This is a genomic window from Pseudomonas sp. P1.31, from assembly GCF_001269815.1.
Lineage (GTDB): Bacteria > Pseudomonadota > Gammaproteobacteria > Pseudomonadales > Pseudomonadaceae > Aquipseudomonas > Aquipseudomonas rustica.
In genome coordinates, this window is sequence record NZ_LHVN01000003.1 from 226,417 (window position 1) to 242,724 (window position 16,308).

A 16,308-nucleotide genomic window follows, 5' to 3' on the forward strand; every position below is an offset into this window, starting at 1 on the left:
AAGCTCCCTCGCCACAGGTTATGCATTGGCAGTTCCTAGCAGGATGCGCCCACTGGAGCACGTCGCCGTGTCATTGCGATAAGCGAAATACACCTTGCTGCGCTCCGGATCAAAACGCAGGTGCAGCTGAATTTCATCCCCCGGCCGCACCAGTTGCTGGAACTTCAGCACTTCCATCCCGGCAAACGGCCCGCTCAGACTCAGCAACTGCCGCCCAAGATTCAGCGCCCATTCCACCTGCACCACGCCCGGCAACACCGGTGCCTTGGGGAAGTGACCACTGAAATAAGCCAGATCCGCCGGCACGCTCAGTTGCAAACTCCATTCACCCTCAGTCTCGACCTGCGACAGCACTTCCGGCGCTTTCGGACGCGGCGCCATCAACAGTGCTTCAACCTCGGCCTGGGGCAGTTTGCCCTGGCTGTTCAGCGGCAATTGCCGCACCAACCGCCAGCGTCGTGGCAGGGCCAGAGCTTCACAGTGTTGGCGCAAATGCTGGCGCAAAGTTTCGGTGAGACTGCGGCGGCCATGTTCACGCAACGCAAACAACCCCGAATCGCTGAGCACCAGCAGGGCGCCAAGGGACGCGCGGTTTTCCTGCACCACGCCAAGCCGCGCTTCGGCAACCCAGTCGTGAGCGACCAAGGCCTGTTCCAGCATCGGCAAAGAAATACGTTTTTCTTCGAGTTTGACGATGCGATCCAGCCGTCCCAACAACTCGAAACGACCATCGGCAGCAATGCGCGCCGCGTCGGCGGTGTGTTCAACATGGCCGCCTGGCAGATAAGGCGAAGCGATCAACAGCGCGCCCTCGCTGTCCTGGCTCAATTGGACACCGGCGAACGGTTGCCACAGTTGTTCACCCTGACGCCAGGCAATGCCGCCGGTTTCCGAGCTGCCGAGGATTTCCGTCGGCCATTGCTGCAAGCGTTGTTGCAGACTTTGCGCAGCCTCAAGCGGCAACGCGCCACCCGAGGAAAATACCCGCCGCACCGCGCTCAATGCAGGCCAATCAAGGTTGTCGCCCATGCGTTTGAGCAGCGCCGGGCTCGCGACCCAGGCGAAGGTCGGATGTTCGCGGCTGGCGCGCTGCATGTCTTCCGGGAAGGCCAGTTGCTTGCGCACAAACGGGCGCCCGGCGCACAGCGGCCACAACACGCGAAACAGCAAACCATAGATGTGTTGAGTAGCGACGCTGCCGACGATGCAGGCTTCAGCAAGATCCGCGCCCCACAGTTGCTCCAGCGCTTCGACCTCGTTGGCCAGTTGGCGCAGGGTTTTGTCGATGCGCTTGGGTTCGCCGCTGGAGCCGGAGGTGCACAGGCTCAGCTGACATTGATCGAGATCCAGCGCCCCAGCGGGCAATGCCCGCTGCTGAAAGTCAGTCAGGTGCGCGTCTTCGGCGTGATCGGTCAGCCACAGATCGACTTCGCTCGACCAGCGCTGGCGAGTTTGCGGTTGCAGATCCGATGGCAACAACACGCTGACGCCGGCGCGCCACGCTCCGAGCAGGGCGATGGCGAGATCGGCGGCGTCTTCCAGGTGCACGGCGAGGCGCTTCACGCCCTGCGCTTGCAGGCCGGCGGCAACGCTCAGCGCCTGTTCGCACAGTTGCGCGTGATCGAGTGCCGGCGCAGCGCAAATCGCCCGCCCCGGCAGGGCCTTGAGCAGCAACTGCTCAAGTTTTATCCAGTTCATGTACGGCCTCTTACCCGTTGTCGTATCAGCCATTCAATGGCAAACATCAGGCCGATCAATCCGTAGGAGATCAGGCCGGTGTACAACATCCACCAATTCAGCGGCGCCCACAGGGTCAGGAGGGCGGCGCACAAACCGTTGCAAAAGAAGAACACGCTCCAGGCCACGGTGACCTTGCGTGTGTAGCGAATCGCGATGTCCGGCAGCTCTGGCTCACGCAACCGGGCGAGCCGCTCGACCATCGGCGGCCCGTATTTCAGGCTCAGGCTGAACAGTACCAGCATGAAACCGCTGATCAGCACCGGGTACCAACGCAGTAACAGCGGACTGTCGAACAGCGCCAGCAACAGGCAGAACACGATCGCCACGTAAGCCATCCACAGGCCGCCGGGTTTGCGCTCGCCGGTCAGGGCGCGCGCGAGCCACAAGCCGCCCAGCAGCAGACCGAACTGCCACGGGGCGAAGTGCTCCATGCCGAAATACACCGCAAAGGGGTACAGCAGACCGGCCAGCAGCAGGCCCAGGCCGATCAATCGGCTCATGCGGCCGGTTGAACCAGACGGTAAACCGCCTCGACCACGTCACCGACGGTGCGCACGGTCTTGAACTCTTCGGCGGCGATTTTCTTGCCGGTCTGGCGTTTGATGTGATCGATCAGATCGACCGCATCAATGCTGTCGATTTCCAGATCCTGATACAGGTTGGAATCCAGGCTTACGCGGGCCGGATCCAGTTCGAACAGCTCGACCAAGGCATCGCGCAGGGTGTTGAAAATGTCGTCACGAGTTTGCATGGTCCGGTCTCAAGCTGCCTGTTTTGCCGTGACGAAGGCCGCAAGGCTCGCCACGTTGGTGAAATGGTTGCGGGTGTCTTTGGCGTCGGCGTCGATTTTGATGCCGTACTTTTTCTGGATCGCCAGACCCAATTCCAGCGCGTCGACGGAATCCAGGCCCAGGCCTTCACCGAACAGCGTTTGTTCGTCACCGATGTCGTCGGCGCTGATGTCTTCGAGGCCGAGGGCATCGATGATCAGCAGTTTGATGTCACGCACCAGGCTAGGGGTGTTCAGTTCGCTCATCTTCGGCGAGCTCCTTGATAAAGTAAGAATGCAAATAATCGTTGAGCTTGCGCGAGGCTTGCGGGGCGGGCCCCTGCGCGGCGAAGGTCTGTGGATCTATATCGGCCCCGACCCGAAAACTGAAGTGCACACGACGGCGCGGGATGCGATACCACGGCTCGGCTTTGGTCAGGGTGGTCGGGTTGACCTTGATGATCACGGGTGTGAGGATTTTCGCACCGCGCAGGGCAATGGCTGCGGCGCCCCGATGAAAGGCTGGCGGCTGTCCCGGCTGAGTGCGGGTGCCTTCGGGGAAAATGATCAGGCTCTGGCCGCTTTGCAATGATTCTGCGGCGGCGTCGAGCATGTCCATGCTGCCGTCATTACTGATGTATTCGGTACGGCGCAGCGGGCCTCGGGTGAAGGGGTTTTCCCACAGGCTTTTCTTCACCACGCAATTGGCCTGGCGTACCAGACCGATCAGAAACACCACGTCGATCAGCGACGGATGGTTGGCGATGATCATTTGCCCCGGTCGACCGAGGCGTTCTGCGCCTTGAATGTCGTAGGTCAGCACGCCGGTGCGGGCCATGAACTGCACAAAAAACCAGAACAGCCGACTGACCATCTGCCGCGCGCGTTGACGATGAACCAGCGCGTCGCCGGGCAGACAGCCGAGAATCGGGAATACCACCAGGCGCAGGCACAGCCCGCCGAGCCCGAACAGGGCGAAGCTTGCGGCGGTGGCCAGCAACCGCCAGTAATAGGCGTCGCGGTTTTTCTCGGTCACGGGTTGCGTTGCCAGGTCCATACACGATTTTTCCAGGCATGTTGGCAAAGGGTTTGCTGGCCGAGCAGGGTACGCAACAGATTGAGCGCGTGGGGCCAGTCCGATTTGGACAGTGCTTGCGGGGTGCTGTTCAGGGTCAGCCGCCAGTCGGTACCGGGGGTGAGCAGCAGACCCAGCGCGTAAGGGAACGGCACGTCATCAATCCACTGCGAATAGGCTTGCGGCGGTTGTTCCTCGGTGATCACCAGCAACACGGCCGGGGCGCCTTCATTCAGCAGTGCCGCCGCTTCGAGCATGCCGTGTTCGAGGCCGTCGCCCGCTGCGGCGAGGGCGGTCATTTCGCTGGTTTCGCCGCGCATGATCGACCACAGACCGATGATCGCGTTATGCACTGACAGGCTGAACTGGGTGGGGGATAGCGGCTGGTCGGTGGCCAGATCGCTGAGAATTTCGTACGTTCGCGGGGTTTCGCCGTGGCGCGAGACAAATACCAACGGCAGGTTTTCCCGCCCGTCGGCGAGTGGCCAGCCAACGCTGAACGCCATCCGCGCCAGTCGACTGAGACGGCGCCGCTGCATGGCCGGTAAAAACGACACATCGGGCGCGGCATCACTGCTCTGGAGCACGACCGGTTGTCGGCTCCAGGCCTGCCAGGCGTCCACGCTGTCGAGCCCGGGAGCCCACGCGCGCCATTGGGCGATGTTGAAGTTGATCACGGACATTCATCCCGCCCCTGCGGGCTTTTGTTGACGCATTTAGCCACCAAAGCCGCAGCGGACTTGGCGTGGCGCTTGGCGCCGGGTGGCGCGCATTATCCCGGTGCGACGGGCGTGTAGCAAATGCTGGTTACATTTTGCGCAATGAAATGTACTGGCTGGTTCGCGGTAAAACTGTCATTTGGCCATTATCCAGATTGGCGCGGGCCTGTCTGTCGGGGATCTCGTCAATCGTCGGCAGTTTTTACTGAGACTGCAGACGGAAGTTTGCACCTGACTGTGTAGTCCATGTCCGATGAGGTAGCGAAGCGAGGCCGCGCGCATCTACACTCGGTCATTCTTTGATACACGGAGGTTTTGTCATGCGGCGCGTGGTGTTCAATCAGAAAGGTGGTGTAGGCAAATCCAGCATTGCCTGCAATCTGGCGGCGGTCAGTGCCAGCGAGGGTTATCGCACGTTGTTGGTGGATCTCGATGCCCAGGCCAACTCCACTCAGTATCTGACCGGGCTTACCGGCGACGACATCCCGATGGGCATTGCCGATTTCTTCAAGCAGACGCTGTCTTCCGGGCCGTTCTCGAAGAAAAACCAGGCGGATATCTACGAAACCCCGTTCGACAACCTGCACATCATCACCGCCACCGCCGAACTGGCCGATTTGCAGCCAAAACTTGAAGCCAAGCACAAGATCAACAAGCTGCGTAAGTTGCTTGATGAACTGTCCGAGGATTACGACCGGATTTATCTCGATACGCCGCCGGCGCTGAATTTTTACGCGGTATCAGCACTGATTGCCGCTGATCGTGTGCTGATTCCCTTCGATTGCGACAGCTTCTCGCGTCAGGCCTTGTATGGACTGATCGCGGAAATCGAAGAGTTGAAAGAGGATCACAACGAAGGTCTGGAAGTTGAAGGCATCGTGGTCAACCAGTTCCAGGCCCGGGCCAGCCTGCCGCAGCAGATTCTCGATGAGTTGATTGCCGAGGGATTGCCGGTGCTGCCGGTGTACCTGACCAGCTCGGTGCGCATGCGCGAATCCCATCAGGCCAGCACGCCGCTGATCCACCTCGATCCGCGACACAAACTGACCCAGCAATTTGTCGAACTGCACAACCTGATCGAAGGGCACTGATCCCCAGAACCACACAAATCCCCTGTGGGAGTGAGCCTGCTCGCGATAGCGGTGTGTCAGTCACATAGATATTGGCTGGACGAACGCTATCGCGAGCAGGCTCACTCCTACAGTTGGATTTGTGGTGGGTCAGATACCCTGGCTACGCAGCCACGCCAGCAACTGCGGCAGCGGCAACGCGCCACTCTGCCGTGCCAGCTCTTTGCCGTTCTTGAACAGAATCAAACTCGGAATCGAGCGAATCCCCAACTGCGCCGACAACTGCTGATTCGCCTCGCTATCCAGCTTGGCCAACCGACACTTGCCCGCCAACTGCACCGCCGCCTGCTCGAACACCGGCGCAAACGACTTGCACGGCCCGCACCACTCCGCCCAGACATCTACCAGTAGCGGCAGATCACCCTTGATCTGACTGGCGTAATCGCCTTGCTTGAGTTCGAACGGCTTGTTCAGCAGCACCTCGGATTTGCAGCGCCCGCACTTCGGGTGGTCGTTGAGGCGCTCGGCAGGGATGCGGTTGAGGCCGTTGCAGGCGGGGCAGGGGATGAGGAGTGGGCTGGTCATGAGTGAATTCCGCAAGTGAGCTGATAACACCTAGTTGGAGACGTTTGCTCATATTTTCAATCGTGCAGACTCTCGCGTTGTGCCTAGGCTGAAAGCGACCAGGCGAGCCCGCTGGTCTGCTCAGCTGTATCGCAACTTGCGATATTTTTGGTTTGTGATTAACTCCCCATAGCAGAATGCGATAAGGATGTTGCATGCATGTGTTTAGTGAAAAACCCATTCGAGTGGCCAGGGAAAAATGGCCTCAGGCGGCAAGCGCGCTAGCGCAGTGGTTTCGTTTGGCAAGCAGAAGTTATCCAAAGGACTTCGCGGCAATGAAGTCGATATTTCCTGCGACCGACAAGGTCGGTGATCTCCATGTGTTCGACATTGGAGGCAACAAACTGAGGCTTATCGCCTTTGTCAGTTATCGATCTCAGAGGCTCTACATCAAGCATGTGTTGGACCATCGAGAATACGATCGGGGCAAATGGAAAGAGGGAAAACCATGAGTAGTTTGATCAAGACGGTTGCTGAGCACTGGGAGTTTGTCTCTCCATTGCTTCGCAAACCGAAGAACGAAGAGGATTACGATGCGTTGGTGCTGGCAGTCGACGAGATCCTCGAAATAACCGGCGATGACGAGTCGCATCCACTCACGAGTCTGGTGGATATCATCACTGACTGGATTGCGGAATGGGATCGCACGCATCACCCCATGGCCGAGGCAAGTGGCGAAGAGGTCCTCGGCTACATGATGCGCGAACATGGACTGACCCAGAGCGACCTGCCGGGTGTCGGTACCCAATCTGTCGTTTCCGAAATTCTGAACGGTAAGCGCAAGTTGAACCTGCGGCAGGTCCGCTGGTTGGCGGACCACTTCAAGGTGCCTGTAGACGTCTTTATCTAGCTTGCCTCACGAAGAACAACTAATCTCCAAATGCTTCCCCCACTCCGGAGGCCGCTCGGCATAACCTTCCATCCCCGGCTGCTCTTCAAACGGTTTGCTCAGCACTGCGTGCAGCCGGCGTACCTCTGAGTAATCCCCTTGCTCCGCCGCGTCGATAGCTTTTTGCGCCAAATAATTACGCAGGATGTACAGCGGGTTAATCGCATGCATCCGCGCGCGGCGCTGTTCTTGATTGGCAGCGCCGTCGCGAGCAACCCGGGCGATGTAGCGTTCGCCCCAGGCGTCGAAGCCTTTGATGTCGACGAAGTCGTCGCGCAACTGAGCGACAGCCTGCTGAGGTGAGTCTTCGCCGAGTCGGCGGAAGAACAGCGTGTAGTCGACGCCGCTGTTTTGCATCAATTGCAGCAGATCTTCGAGCAGTTTCTGGTCGTCGTCTTCGGCGCTGGTGAAGCCGAAGCGGCGGCGCATCAGGTCGAGGTAGTGGGCCTGGAACAGTGGCAGGTACAAGCCGAGGGTTTCGCGCAGGGCTTCGACGCTGATGAACGGCGTCAATGCCTGGGCCAGTGCGCTGAGGTTCCACTGGCCGACCGGCACTTGATTGCTGAACGAGTAGCGGCCCTGATCATCCGAGTGGTTGCAGATGAAGTTGGCGTCGAAGTCGTCGAGGAAGGCGAATGGGCCGAAGTCGAAGGTGATGCCGAGGATCGACATGTTGTCGGTGTTCATTACGCCGTGGCAGAAGCCGTAGGCCTGCCATTTGGCGATCAGTTCGGCGTTGCGCTCGACGATCTCGCGGAACATCGCCAGATACGGTTCCGGCTGCTCAAGGCATTCCGGGAAATGCATGGCCAGCACGTGCTCGCCGAGTGCTTTCTGCTGTTCGGGGCGTTTGGTGTAATAGAAATATTCGAAGTGGCCGAAGCGGATATGGCTCGGCGCCAGACGCAGCACCATCGCCGCGCGTTCCTGTTTTTCGCGCCAGACCGGGGTGTCGGAGCCGATCACGCAGGCTGCGCGCGAGGAAGGAATGTTCAGCCCGAACAGCGCTTCAGAGGCGAGGAACTCGCGGATCGACGAGCGCAGCACTGCGCGACCATCGCCCATACGCGAAAACGGCGTCTGACCAGCGCCCTTGAGGTGCAAGTCCCAATGCTCGCCCGCTGCATTGTAGACCTCGCCCAGCAGCAGTCCGCGACCATCACCCAGTTGCGGCGTATAGCCGCCGAACTGATGCCCGGAATAGACCATCGCGCGCGGCTCGGCATCGGCCCACAGCTTGTGGCCGCCAAACAGTTCGGCAAATTCCTCGGTTTCGGCGGTGGCTGGATCGAGATCCAGCAACGCCAGCGCCGCCGGGCTGGCAACGACCAGACGCGGATTGTCGATCGGCTCGGGCAGCACGTGGGCGGAAAACGCGTCACCGAGGCGGGCGAAGCGATTGTCGAAGGTCAGTTCGTCGAGGGCTTTCAAGGGCCTGCTCCAGCAGAATGTCCGAGCATTCTGCTGGGAATAGACCGGTTAGTCGAGTTTGGCCGGCGGCGGCTCTTGCAGCGGTTTCTGATCGTCGGCGACCGGCACGATGGTTTTCGTCTCCGGCTCGATCGGCACCATCTTGTATTCCTGACCGTGCAGATTCTTCAGGTACACCTCCATCTGGCGGAACGAGATGTTGATGTGCTGCTTCTTGAACTCGCGGTTGATGAAGCGGTTGACCTCATCGAGCACCGGGTTGCGGTCGCCGAGGTCGCGCACATGCATACGCAACTCATGGTCGAGGGTGCTTTCGCCGAAGTTGAGAAAGTACACGTGCGGCTCGGGTTCCTTGAGCACGCGCGGATTCTCGCGGGCAGCCTTGAGCAGCAATTCCTTGACCAGATCCAGATCCGAGCCGTAATCGACGCCGAGTTTCAGCGTGACGCGGGTGATGGTGTCGGTCAGTGACCAGTTGATCAATTGCCCGGTGATGAACGTCTTGTTCGGGACAATGATGTCCTTGCGGTCGAAGTCGGTGATGGTCGTGGCGCGGATGCGGATCTTGCTCACCGTGCCCGACAGGTTGCCGATGGTGATGGTGTCACCGATCCGCACCGGGCGTTCGAAGAGGATCATGATGCCGGAGATGAAGTTGGCGAAGATCTCCTGCATACCGAAACCGAGGCCGACCGACAGCGCCGCCACCAGCCATTGCAACTTGTCCCAACTGACGCCGAGGGTCGACAGAGTCGAAACAAAACCGACACCGGCGATCACGTACGACAGCAGCGTCGTGGTCGCGTAAGCACTGCCCTGCGCCAGATTGAGCTTGGACAACACGAACACTTCGAGCAAGCCCGGCAAGTTGCGCGCGAGGGCGAAGGTAATGCCGATGATGATCAACGCGCCGAGCATGTCGCCGATGCTGATCGGCACCATGCTCATGTTGGCGCCGGTGCCGCTGGTGTATTCGTAGAGGGTGATGTTGTCGAGGTACGAGAACACCGAAATCAGATCCGACCAGACCCAGTACAGCGCCGCGATAAAGCCGCCGAGCAGGGCCAGACGGATCAGGCGCAGCGACTGTTCGTTGACCTTTTCGATGTCTAGGGTTGGCTCTTCGATCACCGCTTCGCCGTCGCCAGCCTCTTTCGCTGCCTGCCGTTTGGCCAGCGCACGCTGGTAGGCCAGGCGCCGTGCGGCAACGCTCAGGCCGCGAACGAAAGTGGCTTCGATCACCAGCCAGAACATCAGCAAATACAGGGTGTTGATCAAGCGGTCGCTAAGTTTCAGCGCGGTGTAGTAGTAGCCGAAGCACACCGCGACGAACAGGGCGATCGGCAGCACCGTGAACATCACGCCGACGGCTTTGCGGAACAGCGAAGTATTTTCGTGGGCCGGGCTGCTGATCAGCAGGCGGCTGAGCAGCCAGGCCATCAAGGCGTAGCAGGTCAGTACCACCGGCATGCCGAGCACGTCATCGGCGAGTGCCGCGGGTTGCAATTCGGCAACAGCGACAATCGTTACCAATGCCATGACCACCAGACCGAGCCGGCGGATCCAGCCGCGCAGGAATTCAACCTGCGGTTTCTCCCAACGGAAATGCAGTTCAGCCACGCCGGCCGGCGCGAGAATCCGGTACGCGGTGTAAAACACCAGCCACGCCTGTGCCATCTGCAGCAGCGCCGCGCCCATGTTGGCGTTCTGTCCGCGTGCGTCGATCTGCAAGGCCAGACCGCACAGGGCCAGCGCCAGTGCGACCGGCATCGCCAACAGAATGTTGATCAGGATCGCTTGCGGCGTGTGCCATTGACTGTCGCGCTTGAAGTGACCGATGTCCTGATGAACCTTGTTCAGGCGCCCGTAGAGACTTTTGCGGCGCCACAACAAGGCACCGATCAGCAGCGCCAACGGCAGGAACAGCAGTGGTCGCTGGGTCAGACCATCAGTCAATTCGCTGAGGCTTGAAGCCCACGGCAGCGTGTCGACCTGACGCTTGAGGCGCTCCGGCACGCTGCGCATCCACTCCAGATCCAGCGGCTTGTTGCTCGGAATCCAGAACATCTGCTCATCAAGGGTCGCGCGCAGGCTTTGCGCGGTGCTCAGCAGTTGTTTCTGATTGAGCTGCAGGGTGATCGATTCGTTGAGCACCGCGCTCAGTTCGCGGTTCAGCCGCTCCAGCAGGTCGGCGCGGGTGTTGGCCAGATCCAGCAGGCTTTTGCGCAGTTGCGGGGTGACTTGTTCCGGCGGCTGCGTGGCGAGCAGGTTGTCGACGTAGGTGGTCGGACTGCTGAGCAGTTCGCGCTGCTGGCTGACTTCAAACTGATACAGACGAATGTCAGCGATCTGATCGGCCAGGTCGCGGTCGACCTTCAGGCGCGGCAGGGCTTGCTTTTGTTTATAGAGAATCTTCGACAGCAGCAGGCTGCCCTTGAGCACGTTGATCTGCTCGTCGAGGGCAGAATCGCTTTGGGTCAGGCTGTCGAGTTGTTGTTTGGTCTGCAGGTTCTGCTGGGTGACTTCGTTGAGGCGGTCGGTGCTTTTCAGCAGGTAGTCGGAGAGCTTGAGGTTGGCCGTGCTTTCGCTGGCGAGCAGGCTGCTGCCGCCGGCCTTCTGCGCTTCGATCGATTGCTGGGTGACGGTTTCCTGCGACTGCGCCAGACGCTTCTGGTTTATCAGGGTCTGCAGCTCCTGAATCTCGCGGTCGAGGCGCTCGGATTTTTCCGAGAGCAAGTCATGCTGGGCGTTGCCGAGATCCTGCAACTGGCTGTTGCCGGCCAGCTCCTGACGGCGCAACGGGATCAGCGCGTTCAGCGCCGCCAGTTCAGCGTTGAGTTGATCACGCTGCTCGGCGCTGACGGATTTGCCCGCGTCCTTGCCGGACTTGAGGATGTTGTTGATCTGCTGAATGCGCGTCTGGCTGGCGGAGATTTCCGCCTGAGCGCGCTCCGGGCGCGTCTGCGCGGTGATGATCAGGCTGTTGGCGTCGGCCAGGGCTTTTTGCAGATCACTTTGCTGGGTGGAGCGGTCGGTGAGGATCTGCTCCAGTTGCGTGATCGATTCGCGGGGGAAGCGCTGCGCCACCGGCACCACGGTTGTGGCTTTAAGGCGTGTCAGTTCGCGGGCGTTTTCGATGGTCTGCTTGGGCGCGGTCGCCAGTTGCTGCTTGAGGTCGATCAGTTTCTGCTCGTAATCACGCTGATTGTTCAACTGATTGAGCGTGTTCTGCAGGACGGTTTGCAGGGTCTTTTTGTCGGCATCCGGCAGTTTGCTGTCGGCAAGTTTGTCCAGGCTGGCCTGGACGGCATCGCTGGACGGTGGTTCGGCGGCATACAGCGGGCCGACAGTAAGACTCAGGCCCAGCAGGGCCGCGGCGAAAAAGGAGCGCAGGGTAGGCATAGAGACCGGTCAAGCAAGTGATAGTGGACGCAGTTTAGAGGAAGAGTCCGGGGCCCGGGCGACTTCCTTCGGGGAATCTGACGCCCACTTTGCCGATCTTGTTCCCGTCCATGACCGCAACCGTCCAGTGGGTGTTGTTCCACTCGACCTGGTCGCCAACGATCGGTGCGCCGCCGACTTTCTGCGCGATGAAGGCGCCCAGGGTCATGTCCGGATCGATGCCCTCGGCCGGCAGGCCATACAGCGCTGCAACCGCTTTAAGCTGGGCGTCTCCTTCGAGCACGAAGTCGCCGAAGAAACGCAGATCGAGGCCGCGTTGTGGCGCCTGGCTGAACAGTTTTCCGAGGGCCGGCAAGTTGTGTTCATGGCCGATAACACACAGCAAATCATCGACTTCCAGCACCGTACTACCCGACGGATGGAGCAGTTGCTGGCCACGAAACAGGGCAGCGATGCGGGTGCCTTCGGGCATTTTCAGCTCGCGCAGGGGTGAACCGATGCACCATTTCTCCGCGCCGAGCTTATAAACGAACAGCTCCCACTCGCTGGTGACATGGACTTCCAGCGCCGCCCGGGAAATCGGCGCAGGCTCCGGCGGTACCGTCACCTTCAGCAATTTGGCGACCCACGGCAGGCTTGTGCCCTGCACCAACAGCGACACCAGCACGATAAAGAAGGCGAGGTTGAAGTACAGCTGCGCATTCGGCAGCCCGGCCATCAGCGGGAACACCGCGAGAATGATCGGTACCGCGCCGCGCAGGCCGACCCAGGAAATAAAGGCTTTTTCACGGCCATGGAAGGCCTTGAACGGCAGCAGACCGACCATCACCGACAGCGGCCGCGCGAACAGAATCATCCATAGCGCCAGACCGAGGGCGGGCAGGGCGATCGGCAGCAAATCATGCGGCGTCACCAGCAGCCCCAGCACAAGGAACATGCCGATCTGCGCCAGCCACGCCATGCCGTCGAGCATGTGCAAAATACCGTGACGGCTGCGCACCGGGCGGTTGCCGATCACCAGACCGCACAGATATACCGCAAGGAAGCCGCTGCCGTGCAAGGCGTTGGTCAGGGCGAACACCACCAGACCACCGGCGATCACCAGAATCGGATAGAGACCGGCAGCCAGGTTGATGCGGTTGACCAGTTGCAGCATCAGCCAGCCACCACCGAGACCGATCACGCCACCGATGCCGAACTCGCGGATCAGGTGGGTCAGCAGGCTCCAGTGCAGGCCGGTCTGGCCGCTGGCGAGCATGTCGATCAGGGTCACGGTGAGAAACACCGCCATCGGATCGTTGCTGCCGGATTCGATTTCCAGGCTGGCCGTAACCCGTTCGTTCAGGCCTTTGCCGCCGAGCAAGGAGAACACCGCTGCGGCGTCCGTCGAGCCGACGATGGCGCCGATGAGCAGGCCTTGGATCAGGTTCAGGTCGAACAGCCATGCGGCGGCCATGCCGGTCAGCCCGGTGGTGATCAACACCCCGACCGTCGCCAGCGATAACGCCGGCCACAACGCCACGCGGAAACTCGAGACCCGTGTGCGCAAGCCGCCGTCGAGGAGGATCACCGCCAGTGCGAGGTTGCCGACCAGATAGGCCGTTGGGTAGTTATCGAAAATAATCCCGCCGCCATCAACCCCGGCGGCCATGCCGACTGCGAGGATAATGACCAGAATCGGGATGCCGAGACGGGAGGAGAGTGAGCTGACGAGAATGCTTGCACCTACCAGCAACGCGCCGATCAAGAACAGGCTGTTGATGGTCGTCGCATTCAAAGGCAGTACTCCAGAAGCGTAAAGACGGGCACAAACTGACCATGCAGTCTGCGTGCCAGCGATTCTAACCTGTTGAAATGTGATGCTGTCAAAAAGCTTTTTGCGTTGGCATCACATTGAACGTTTGCCGAGTGATGACTGTGGCGAGGGGATTTATCCCCGATGGGTGGCGAAGCCGCCCCAAACGCTGAGTGCAAGGTGTATCAGATACACCTCGCGCGAGGGATTTACGACTGCTGCGCAGCCGATCGGGGATAAATCCCCTCGCCACAAGGGAGTTTCTTCAGCAATTAGAGGCTAAACCGCCCAACCATGTTGTTCAGATCCAGCGCCAGCCGCGACAGCTCATTACTCGCCGCGCTCGTCTGATTGGCCCCGGTCGCTGATTGCACCGACAAATCCCGAATATTCACCAGGTTACGATCCACTTCCCGCGCCACCTGCGCCTGCTCTTCCGCCGCGCTGGCGATCACCAGGTTGCGCTCGTTAATTTCAACAATGGCAGTGTTGATCGTATCCAGCGACATCCCCGCGCCGCGAGCAATGTTCAGCGTCGACTCCGCGCGTTCGGTGCTGTTGCGCATCGAATCCACCGCGTGTTCGGTGCCGCTCTGAATGCTGCCGATCATCCGCTCGATTTCGCTCGTCGACTGCTGCGTGCGATGCGCCAAGGCGCGCACTTCATCCGCCACCACCGCAAAACCACGACCGGCTTCACCGGCGCGCGCCGCTTCAATCGCCGCGTTCAGCGCCAGCAGGTTGGTCTGATCGGCCAAACCACGAATCACGTCCAGCACCTTGCCGATGTCTCGGGATTCATTGGCCAGATCACCGATCAACGATGCTGTGCTCTGCACATCGGCGCTCATGCGTTCGATGGCGCTGACGGTTTCCTGCACCAGATCACGGCCATCACCGGCCGAGGTCGTGGCGTTCTTCGAGGCTTCCGAGGTGCTCACCGCGTTGCGCGCAACTTCTTCAACGGCGCTGGTCATTTCGTTGACCGCGGTGGCCGCTTGTTCGATTTCGTTGTTCTGCTGCACCAGGCCGCGTGCGCTTTCGTCGGTGACGCTGTTGAGTTCTTCCGCTGCCGACGCCAGTTGCGTGGCTGACCCGGAAATCCGCTGCAAAGTGTCGCGCAGCTTCGATTGCATCTTCGCCATCGCCGCGAGCAAGCGCCCGGCTTCGTCGCTGCCATCGACCTGAATCGGCTGCGTCAGGTTGCCTTCAGCGATGGTTTCTGCGGCTTCCAGTGCCTTGGCGATTGGCTTGGTAATGCTGGCGGTCAGCAACCATGCGAATAACAAAGTCAGTGCAGTGGCAATCACCAGCAGGGTGACAACCAGGTCGAACGCCGAAGAATATTGATCCGCCGCTTGCTGATTGGTGTCGACGGTTTGCCGGGTGTTGATCTCCAACAAACGGTTGAGCACGGTGTTGACCGCTTCGGAGTTGGTCAGCAAGTCGGTGTTGAGCAGGTTGCGCAGTTCATCCACCTGATTGTTGCGCGACAGGGTTCTCATCCGGTCTTCGATCTGGCGGTACTGGCTCAGCAACTGCACGTATTGATCGTACGCCGCACGTTCGTCGGGGCTGCTGATAAACGGCTCGTAATCGCTCTGGGCCTTGCGGATCTGCTGGTTGCGCATGTCCAGCAAGTCCATGGTTTTCTGCTGCACGTCCGGTTCGCGGTTGACCAGCAAACGGTACGACAGCACCCGCAGGCGCAGGGTCAGTTGGGTGAATTCGTCGAGGCTCTTGATGCTCGGCACGCTGCTGTTGGTGATGTCTTCGGTGGCGCCGCGAATTTTGCTCATCTGATTGAGCGCGAATACGCCGAGGATCAACATCAATGCGCCAATCAGGGCGAAACCGGTGAACGCCCGTGGGGCGATGTTCATATTGCGAAGGGACATGGAGGGTACCGAGAAGGGCCGCATCCATGCGGGCTAAAACTGCTGAATGGATGACTTATCGGTCATGCGACTAAAGTCTTGAGGGGCTGCGCGTATTTGTCGCAGAGGGCGCTCGGCGACGAAGTGCAGGAACAAGATTGGCAAATCACAGTCTTTAAAGCTCGCGGGAACGCTCGCCCGCCAGGAAAATCAAGGCCTTGCGCCGGTTTAACCCTGGCATCCGTGGTGACTTTTCTTTATCGTACGCGCCCTTTGAAAATGCCTGGAAGATCAAAATGTTGGAAGCATCCCTCAGCCAATTGGAACAGCTCGTCAGCGACCTGGTGCAGCAGAACCAGACCCTCGCGCAAACCAATCAGAACCTGTCCACCGAACTGGCTCAGGTCAAGGATGAAAACGAAAGCCTGCAACTGAGCCTGATGGAACAGGAAGAAAAGCACGGCAACACCGCCGCCCGCATTCAGGCGCTGGTTGATCGCGTCAACGCCGGTCCCGTCAGCGCATGAACCACGGCACAGCAGGGGTAAAAGTCATCTCCATTCTCGGGGAGGACTATTCGATCAAGGCACCGGCCGGGGAAGAACAGACCCTGCTGGACGCAGCATTGATGCTAAAAGCCGCTTTGGCCGACACCAAACGCAAATACCCGACGCTGATCGGTGACCGCTTGCTGGTGCTGGCCGCGATGAATCTGTGCTCGCAGCAGATCGACATGAAGAAGCAGCATCAGGAAGAACTCGACCGTTACCAAGAGCAAGTCAGCGCCACGGTCGACACCATCGCCAAGACCATCAATCAGGGTTGACGGCGTTGCGCACAACCAAAGAATAGATTGTCGATCGGGTTGTATACAATCGGCACGGCTGTTGCATTGCTTCCGCCACTTATTCTTTGGG

At 59.9% G+C, this 16,308-nt stretch carries 16 protein-coding genes and 1 pseudogene; 5 read left to right on the plus strand and 12 right to left on the minus strand.

The annotated features are described in order from the left end of the window. Nucleotides 1-18: 18 nt before the first annotated feature. Genes AD669_RS01825 through AD669_RS01850 form a run of 6 tightly spaced genes read right to left on the minus strand, consistent with a single transcriptional unit; the run spans nt 19 to nt 4,267 of the window. The gene (locus AD669_RS01825; protein WP_053116684.1) at nt 19-1,698 is read right to left on the minus strand and encodes an acyl-CoA synthetase family protein; all 1,680 of its coding nucleotides are present in this window, start codon (nt 1,696-1,698) and stop codon (nt 19-21) included. Continuing rightward, nucleotides 1,695-2,240, minus strand: a complete 546-nt coding sequence (locus AD669_RS01830; protein ID WP_053116685.1) for a hypothetical protein — start codon at nt 2,238-2,240, stop codon at nt 1,695-1,697. The genes AD669_RS01825 and AD669_RS01830 overlap by 4 nt, the downstream gene beginning before the upstream one ends. Further along, entirely contained in the window at nt 2,237-2,491 is a 255-nt protein-coding gene (locus AD669_RS01835; protein WP_053116686.1) for an acyl carrier protein, read from the minus strand. Before AD669_RS01835 ends, AD669_RS01830 begins: the two co-directional genes overlap by 4 nt. A gap of 9 nt (nt 2,492-2,500) precedes the next feature. Beyond that, nucleotides 2,501-2,776 carry a phosphopantetheine-binding protein gene (locus AD669_RS01840; RefSeq protein WP_053116687.1) on the minus strand — a complete coding sequence of 92 codons (276 nt, stop codon included), beginning with the start codon at nt 2,774-2,776 and terminating at the stop codon, nt 2,501-2,503. After that, a complete protein-coding gene (locus AD669_RS01845) occupies nt 2,754-3,566 on the minus strand; it encodes a 1-acyl-sn-glycerol-3-phosphate acyltransferase (RefSeq protein WP_053116688.1) in 813 nt (270 codons plus the stop codon). Before AD669_RS01845 ends, AD669_RS01840 begins: the two co-directional genes overlap by 23 nt. Beyond that, the gene (locus tag AD669_RS01850; RefSeq protein ID WP_053116689.1) at nt 3,542-4,267 is read right to left on the minus strand and encodes a beta-ketoacyl synthase chain length factor; all 726 of its coding nucleotides are present in this window, start codon (nt 4,265-4,267) and stop codon (nt 3,542-3,544) included. Before AD669_RS01850 ends, AD669_RS01845 begins: the two co-directional genes overlap by 25 nt. A gap of 356 nt (nt 4,268-4,623) precedes the next feature. Between AD669_RS01850 and AD669_RS01855 the strand changes: the two genes are divergently transcribed. Next, nucleotides 4,624-5,394: a ParA family protein gene (locus AD669_RS01855; RefSeq protein ID WP_053116690.1), complete on the plus strand. Its 771-nt coding sequence runs from the start codon at nt 4,624-4,626 to the stop codon at nt 5,392-5,394. A 129-nt stretch (nt 5,395-5,523) separates the two neighbouring features. On the opposite strand, the gene trxC is transcribed toward AD669_RS01855, so the two are convergent. Beyond that, nucleotides 5,524-5,958, minus strand: a complete 435-nt coding sequence (gene trxC / locus AD669_RS01860; RefSeq protein WP_053116691.1) for a thioredoxin TrxC — start codon at nt 5,956-5,958, stop codon at nt 5,524-5,526. Nucleotides 5,959-6,152: 194 nt separating this feature from the next. Between trxC and AD669_RS01865 the strand changes: the two genes are divergently transcribed. Both AD669_RS01865 and AD669_RS01870 read left to right on the plus strand, forming a co-directional pair. Beyond that, on the plus strand, nt 6,153-6,449 hold the full coding sequence (locus tag AD669_RS01865; RefSeq protein ID WP_053116692.1) for a type II toxin-antitoxin system HigB family toxin: 297 nt from the start codon (nt 6,153-6,155) through the stop codon (nt 6,447-6,449). Next, a complete protein-coding gene (locus AD669_RS01870) occupies nt 6,446-6,847 on the plus strand; it encodes a type II toxin-antitoxin system HigA family antitoxin (protein ID WP_053116693.1) in 402 nt (133 codons plus the stop codon). The genes AD669_RS01865 and AD669_RS01870 overlap by 4 nt, the downstream gene beginning before the upstream one ends. Nucleotides 6,848-6,853: 6 nt before the next feature. On the opposite strand, the gene selO is transcribed toward AD669_RS01870, so the two are convergent. The 5 genes and pseudogenes from selO to AD669_RS28955 form a co-directional block, all read right to left on the minus strand. Next, the gene (gene selO / locus AD669_RS01875; protein ID WP_053116694.1) at nt 6,854-8,317 is read right to left on the minus strand and encodes a protein adenylyltransferase SelO; all 1,464 of its coding nucleotides are present in this window, start codon (nt 8,315-8,317) and stop codon (nt 6,854-6,856) included. A 48-nt stretch (nt 8,318-8,365) separates the two neighbouring features. Beyond that, the gene (gene mscK, locus AD669_RS01880; protein ID WP_053116695.1) at nt 8,366-11,719 is read right to left on the minus strand and encodes a mechanosensitive channel MscK; all 3,354 of its coding nucleotides are present in this window, start codon (nt 11,717-11,719) and stop codon (nt 8,366-8,368) included. A gap of 34 nt (nt 11,720-11,753) precedes the next feature. Then, the gene (locus AD669_RS01885; RefSeq protein WP_053116696.1) at nt 11,754-13,496 is read right to left on the minus strand and encodes a potassium/proton antiporter; all 1,743 of its coding nucleotides are present in this window, start codon (nt 13,494-13,496) and stop codon (nt 11,754-11,756) included. Nucleotides 13,497-13,786: 290 nt separating this feature from the next. Next, complete coding sequence (locus AD669_RS28950) at nt 13,787-14,659, minus strand: methyl-accepting chemotaxis protein (RefSeq protein WP_371262353.1); 873 nt, start codon at nt 14,657-14,659, stop codon at nt 13,787-13,789. A 30-nt stretch (nt 14,660-14,689) separates the two neighbouring features. Beyond that, nucleotides 14,690-15,436 (minus strand): annotated as a pseudogene (locus AD669_RS28955) (MCP four helix bundle domain-containing protein); the annotation flags it as partial. Between the two features lie 251 nt (nt 15,437-15,687). On the opposite strand from AD669_RS28955, the gene AD669_RS01895 reads away from it, so the two are divergent. Both AD669_RS01895 and AD669_RS01900 read left to right on the plus strand, forming a co-directional pair. Further along, nucleotides 15,688-15,918 carry a hypothetical protein gene (locus tag AD669_RS01895; RefSeq protein ID WP_053116698.1) on the plus strand — a complete coding sequence of 77 codons (231 nt, stop codon included), beginning with the start codon at nt 15,688-15,690 and terminating at the stop codon, nt 15,916-15,918. Then, nucleotides 15,915-16,217, plus strand: a complete 303-nt coding sequence (locus tag AD669_RS01900) for a cell division protein ZapA (protein ID WP_053116699.1) — start codon at nt 15,915-15,917, stop codon at nt 16,215-16,217. Before AD669_RS01895 ends, AD669_RS01900 begins: the two co-directional genes overlap by 4 nt. Nucleotides 16,218-16,308: the final 91 nt, after the last annotated feature.

Coding starts and splice junctions, on each gene's coding strand:
- AD669_RS01825 (WP_053116684.1), bottom strand. CDS start 1,698: ATGAACTGGATAAAACTTGAGCAGTTGCTGCTCAAGGCCCTGCCGGGG.
- AD669_RS01845 (WP_053116688.1), bottom strand. CDS start 3,566: ATGGACCTGGCAACGCAACCCGTGACCGAGAAAAACCGCGACGCCTAT.
- trxC (WP_053116691.1), bottom strand. CDS start 5,958: ATGACCAGCCCACTCCTCATCCCCTGCCCCGCCTGCAACGGCCTCAAC.
- AD669_RS01840 (WP_053116687.1), bottom strand. CDS start 2,776: ATGAGCGAACTGAACACCCCTAGCCTGGTGCGTGACATCAAACTGCTG.
- AD669_RS01855 (WP_053116690.1), top strand. CDS start 4,624: ATGCGGCGCGTGGTGTTCAATCAGAAAGGTGGTGTAGGCAAATCCAGC.
- AD669_RS01850 (WP_053116689.1), bottom strand. CDS start 4,267: ATGTCCGTGATCAACTTCAACATCGCCCAATGGCGCGCGTGGGCTCCC.
- AD669_RS01865 (WP_053116692.1), top strand. CDS start 6,153: ATGCATGTGTTTAGTGAAAAACCCATTCGAGTGGCCAGGGAAAAATGG.
- AD669_RS01835 (WP_053116686.1), bottom strand. CDS start 2,491: ATGCAAACTCGTGACGACATTTTCAACACCCTGCGCGATGCCTTGGTC.
- AD669_RS01830 (WP_053116685.1), bottom strand. CDS start 2,240: ATGAGCCGATTGATCGGCCTGGGCCTGCTGCTGGCCGGTCTGCTGTAC.
- AD669_RS01870 (WP_053116693.1), top strand. CDS start 6,446: ATGAGTAGTTTGATCAAGACGGTTGCTGAGCACTGGGAGTTTGTCTCT.
- mscK (WP_053116695.1), bottom strand. CDS start 11,719: ATGCCTACCCTGCGCTCCTTTTTCGCCGCGGCCCTGCTGGGCCTGAGT.
- AD669_RS01895 (WP_053116698.1), top strand. CDS start 15,688: ATGTTGGAAGCATCCCTCAGCCAATTGGAACAGCTCGTCAGCGACCTG.
- AD669_RS01900 (WP_053116699.1), top strand. CDS start 15,915: ATGAACCACGGCACAGCAGGGGTAAAAGTCATCTCCATTCTCGGGGAG.
- AD669_RS28950 (WP_371262353.1), bottom strand. CDS start 14,659: ATGGCGAAGATGCAATCGAAGCTGCGCGACACTTTGCAGCGGATTTCC.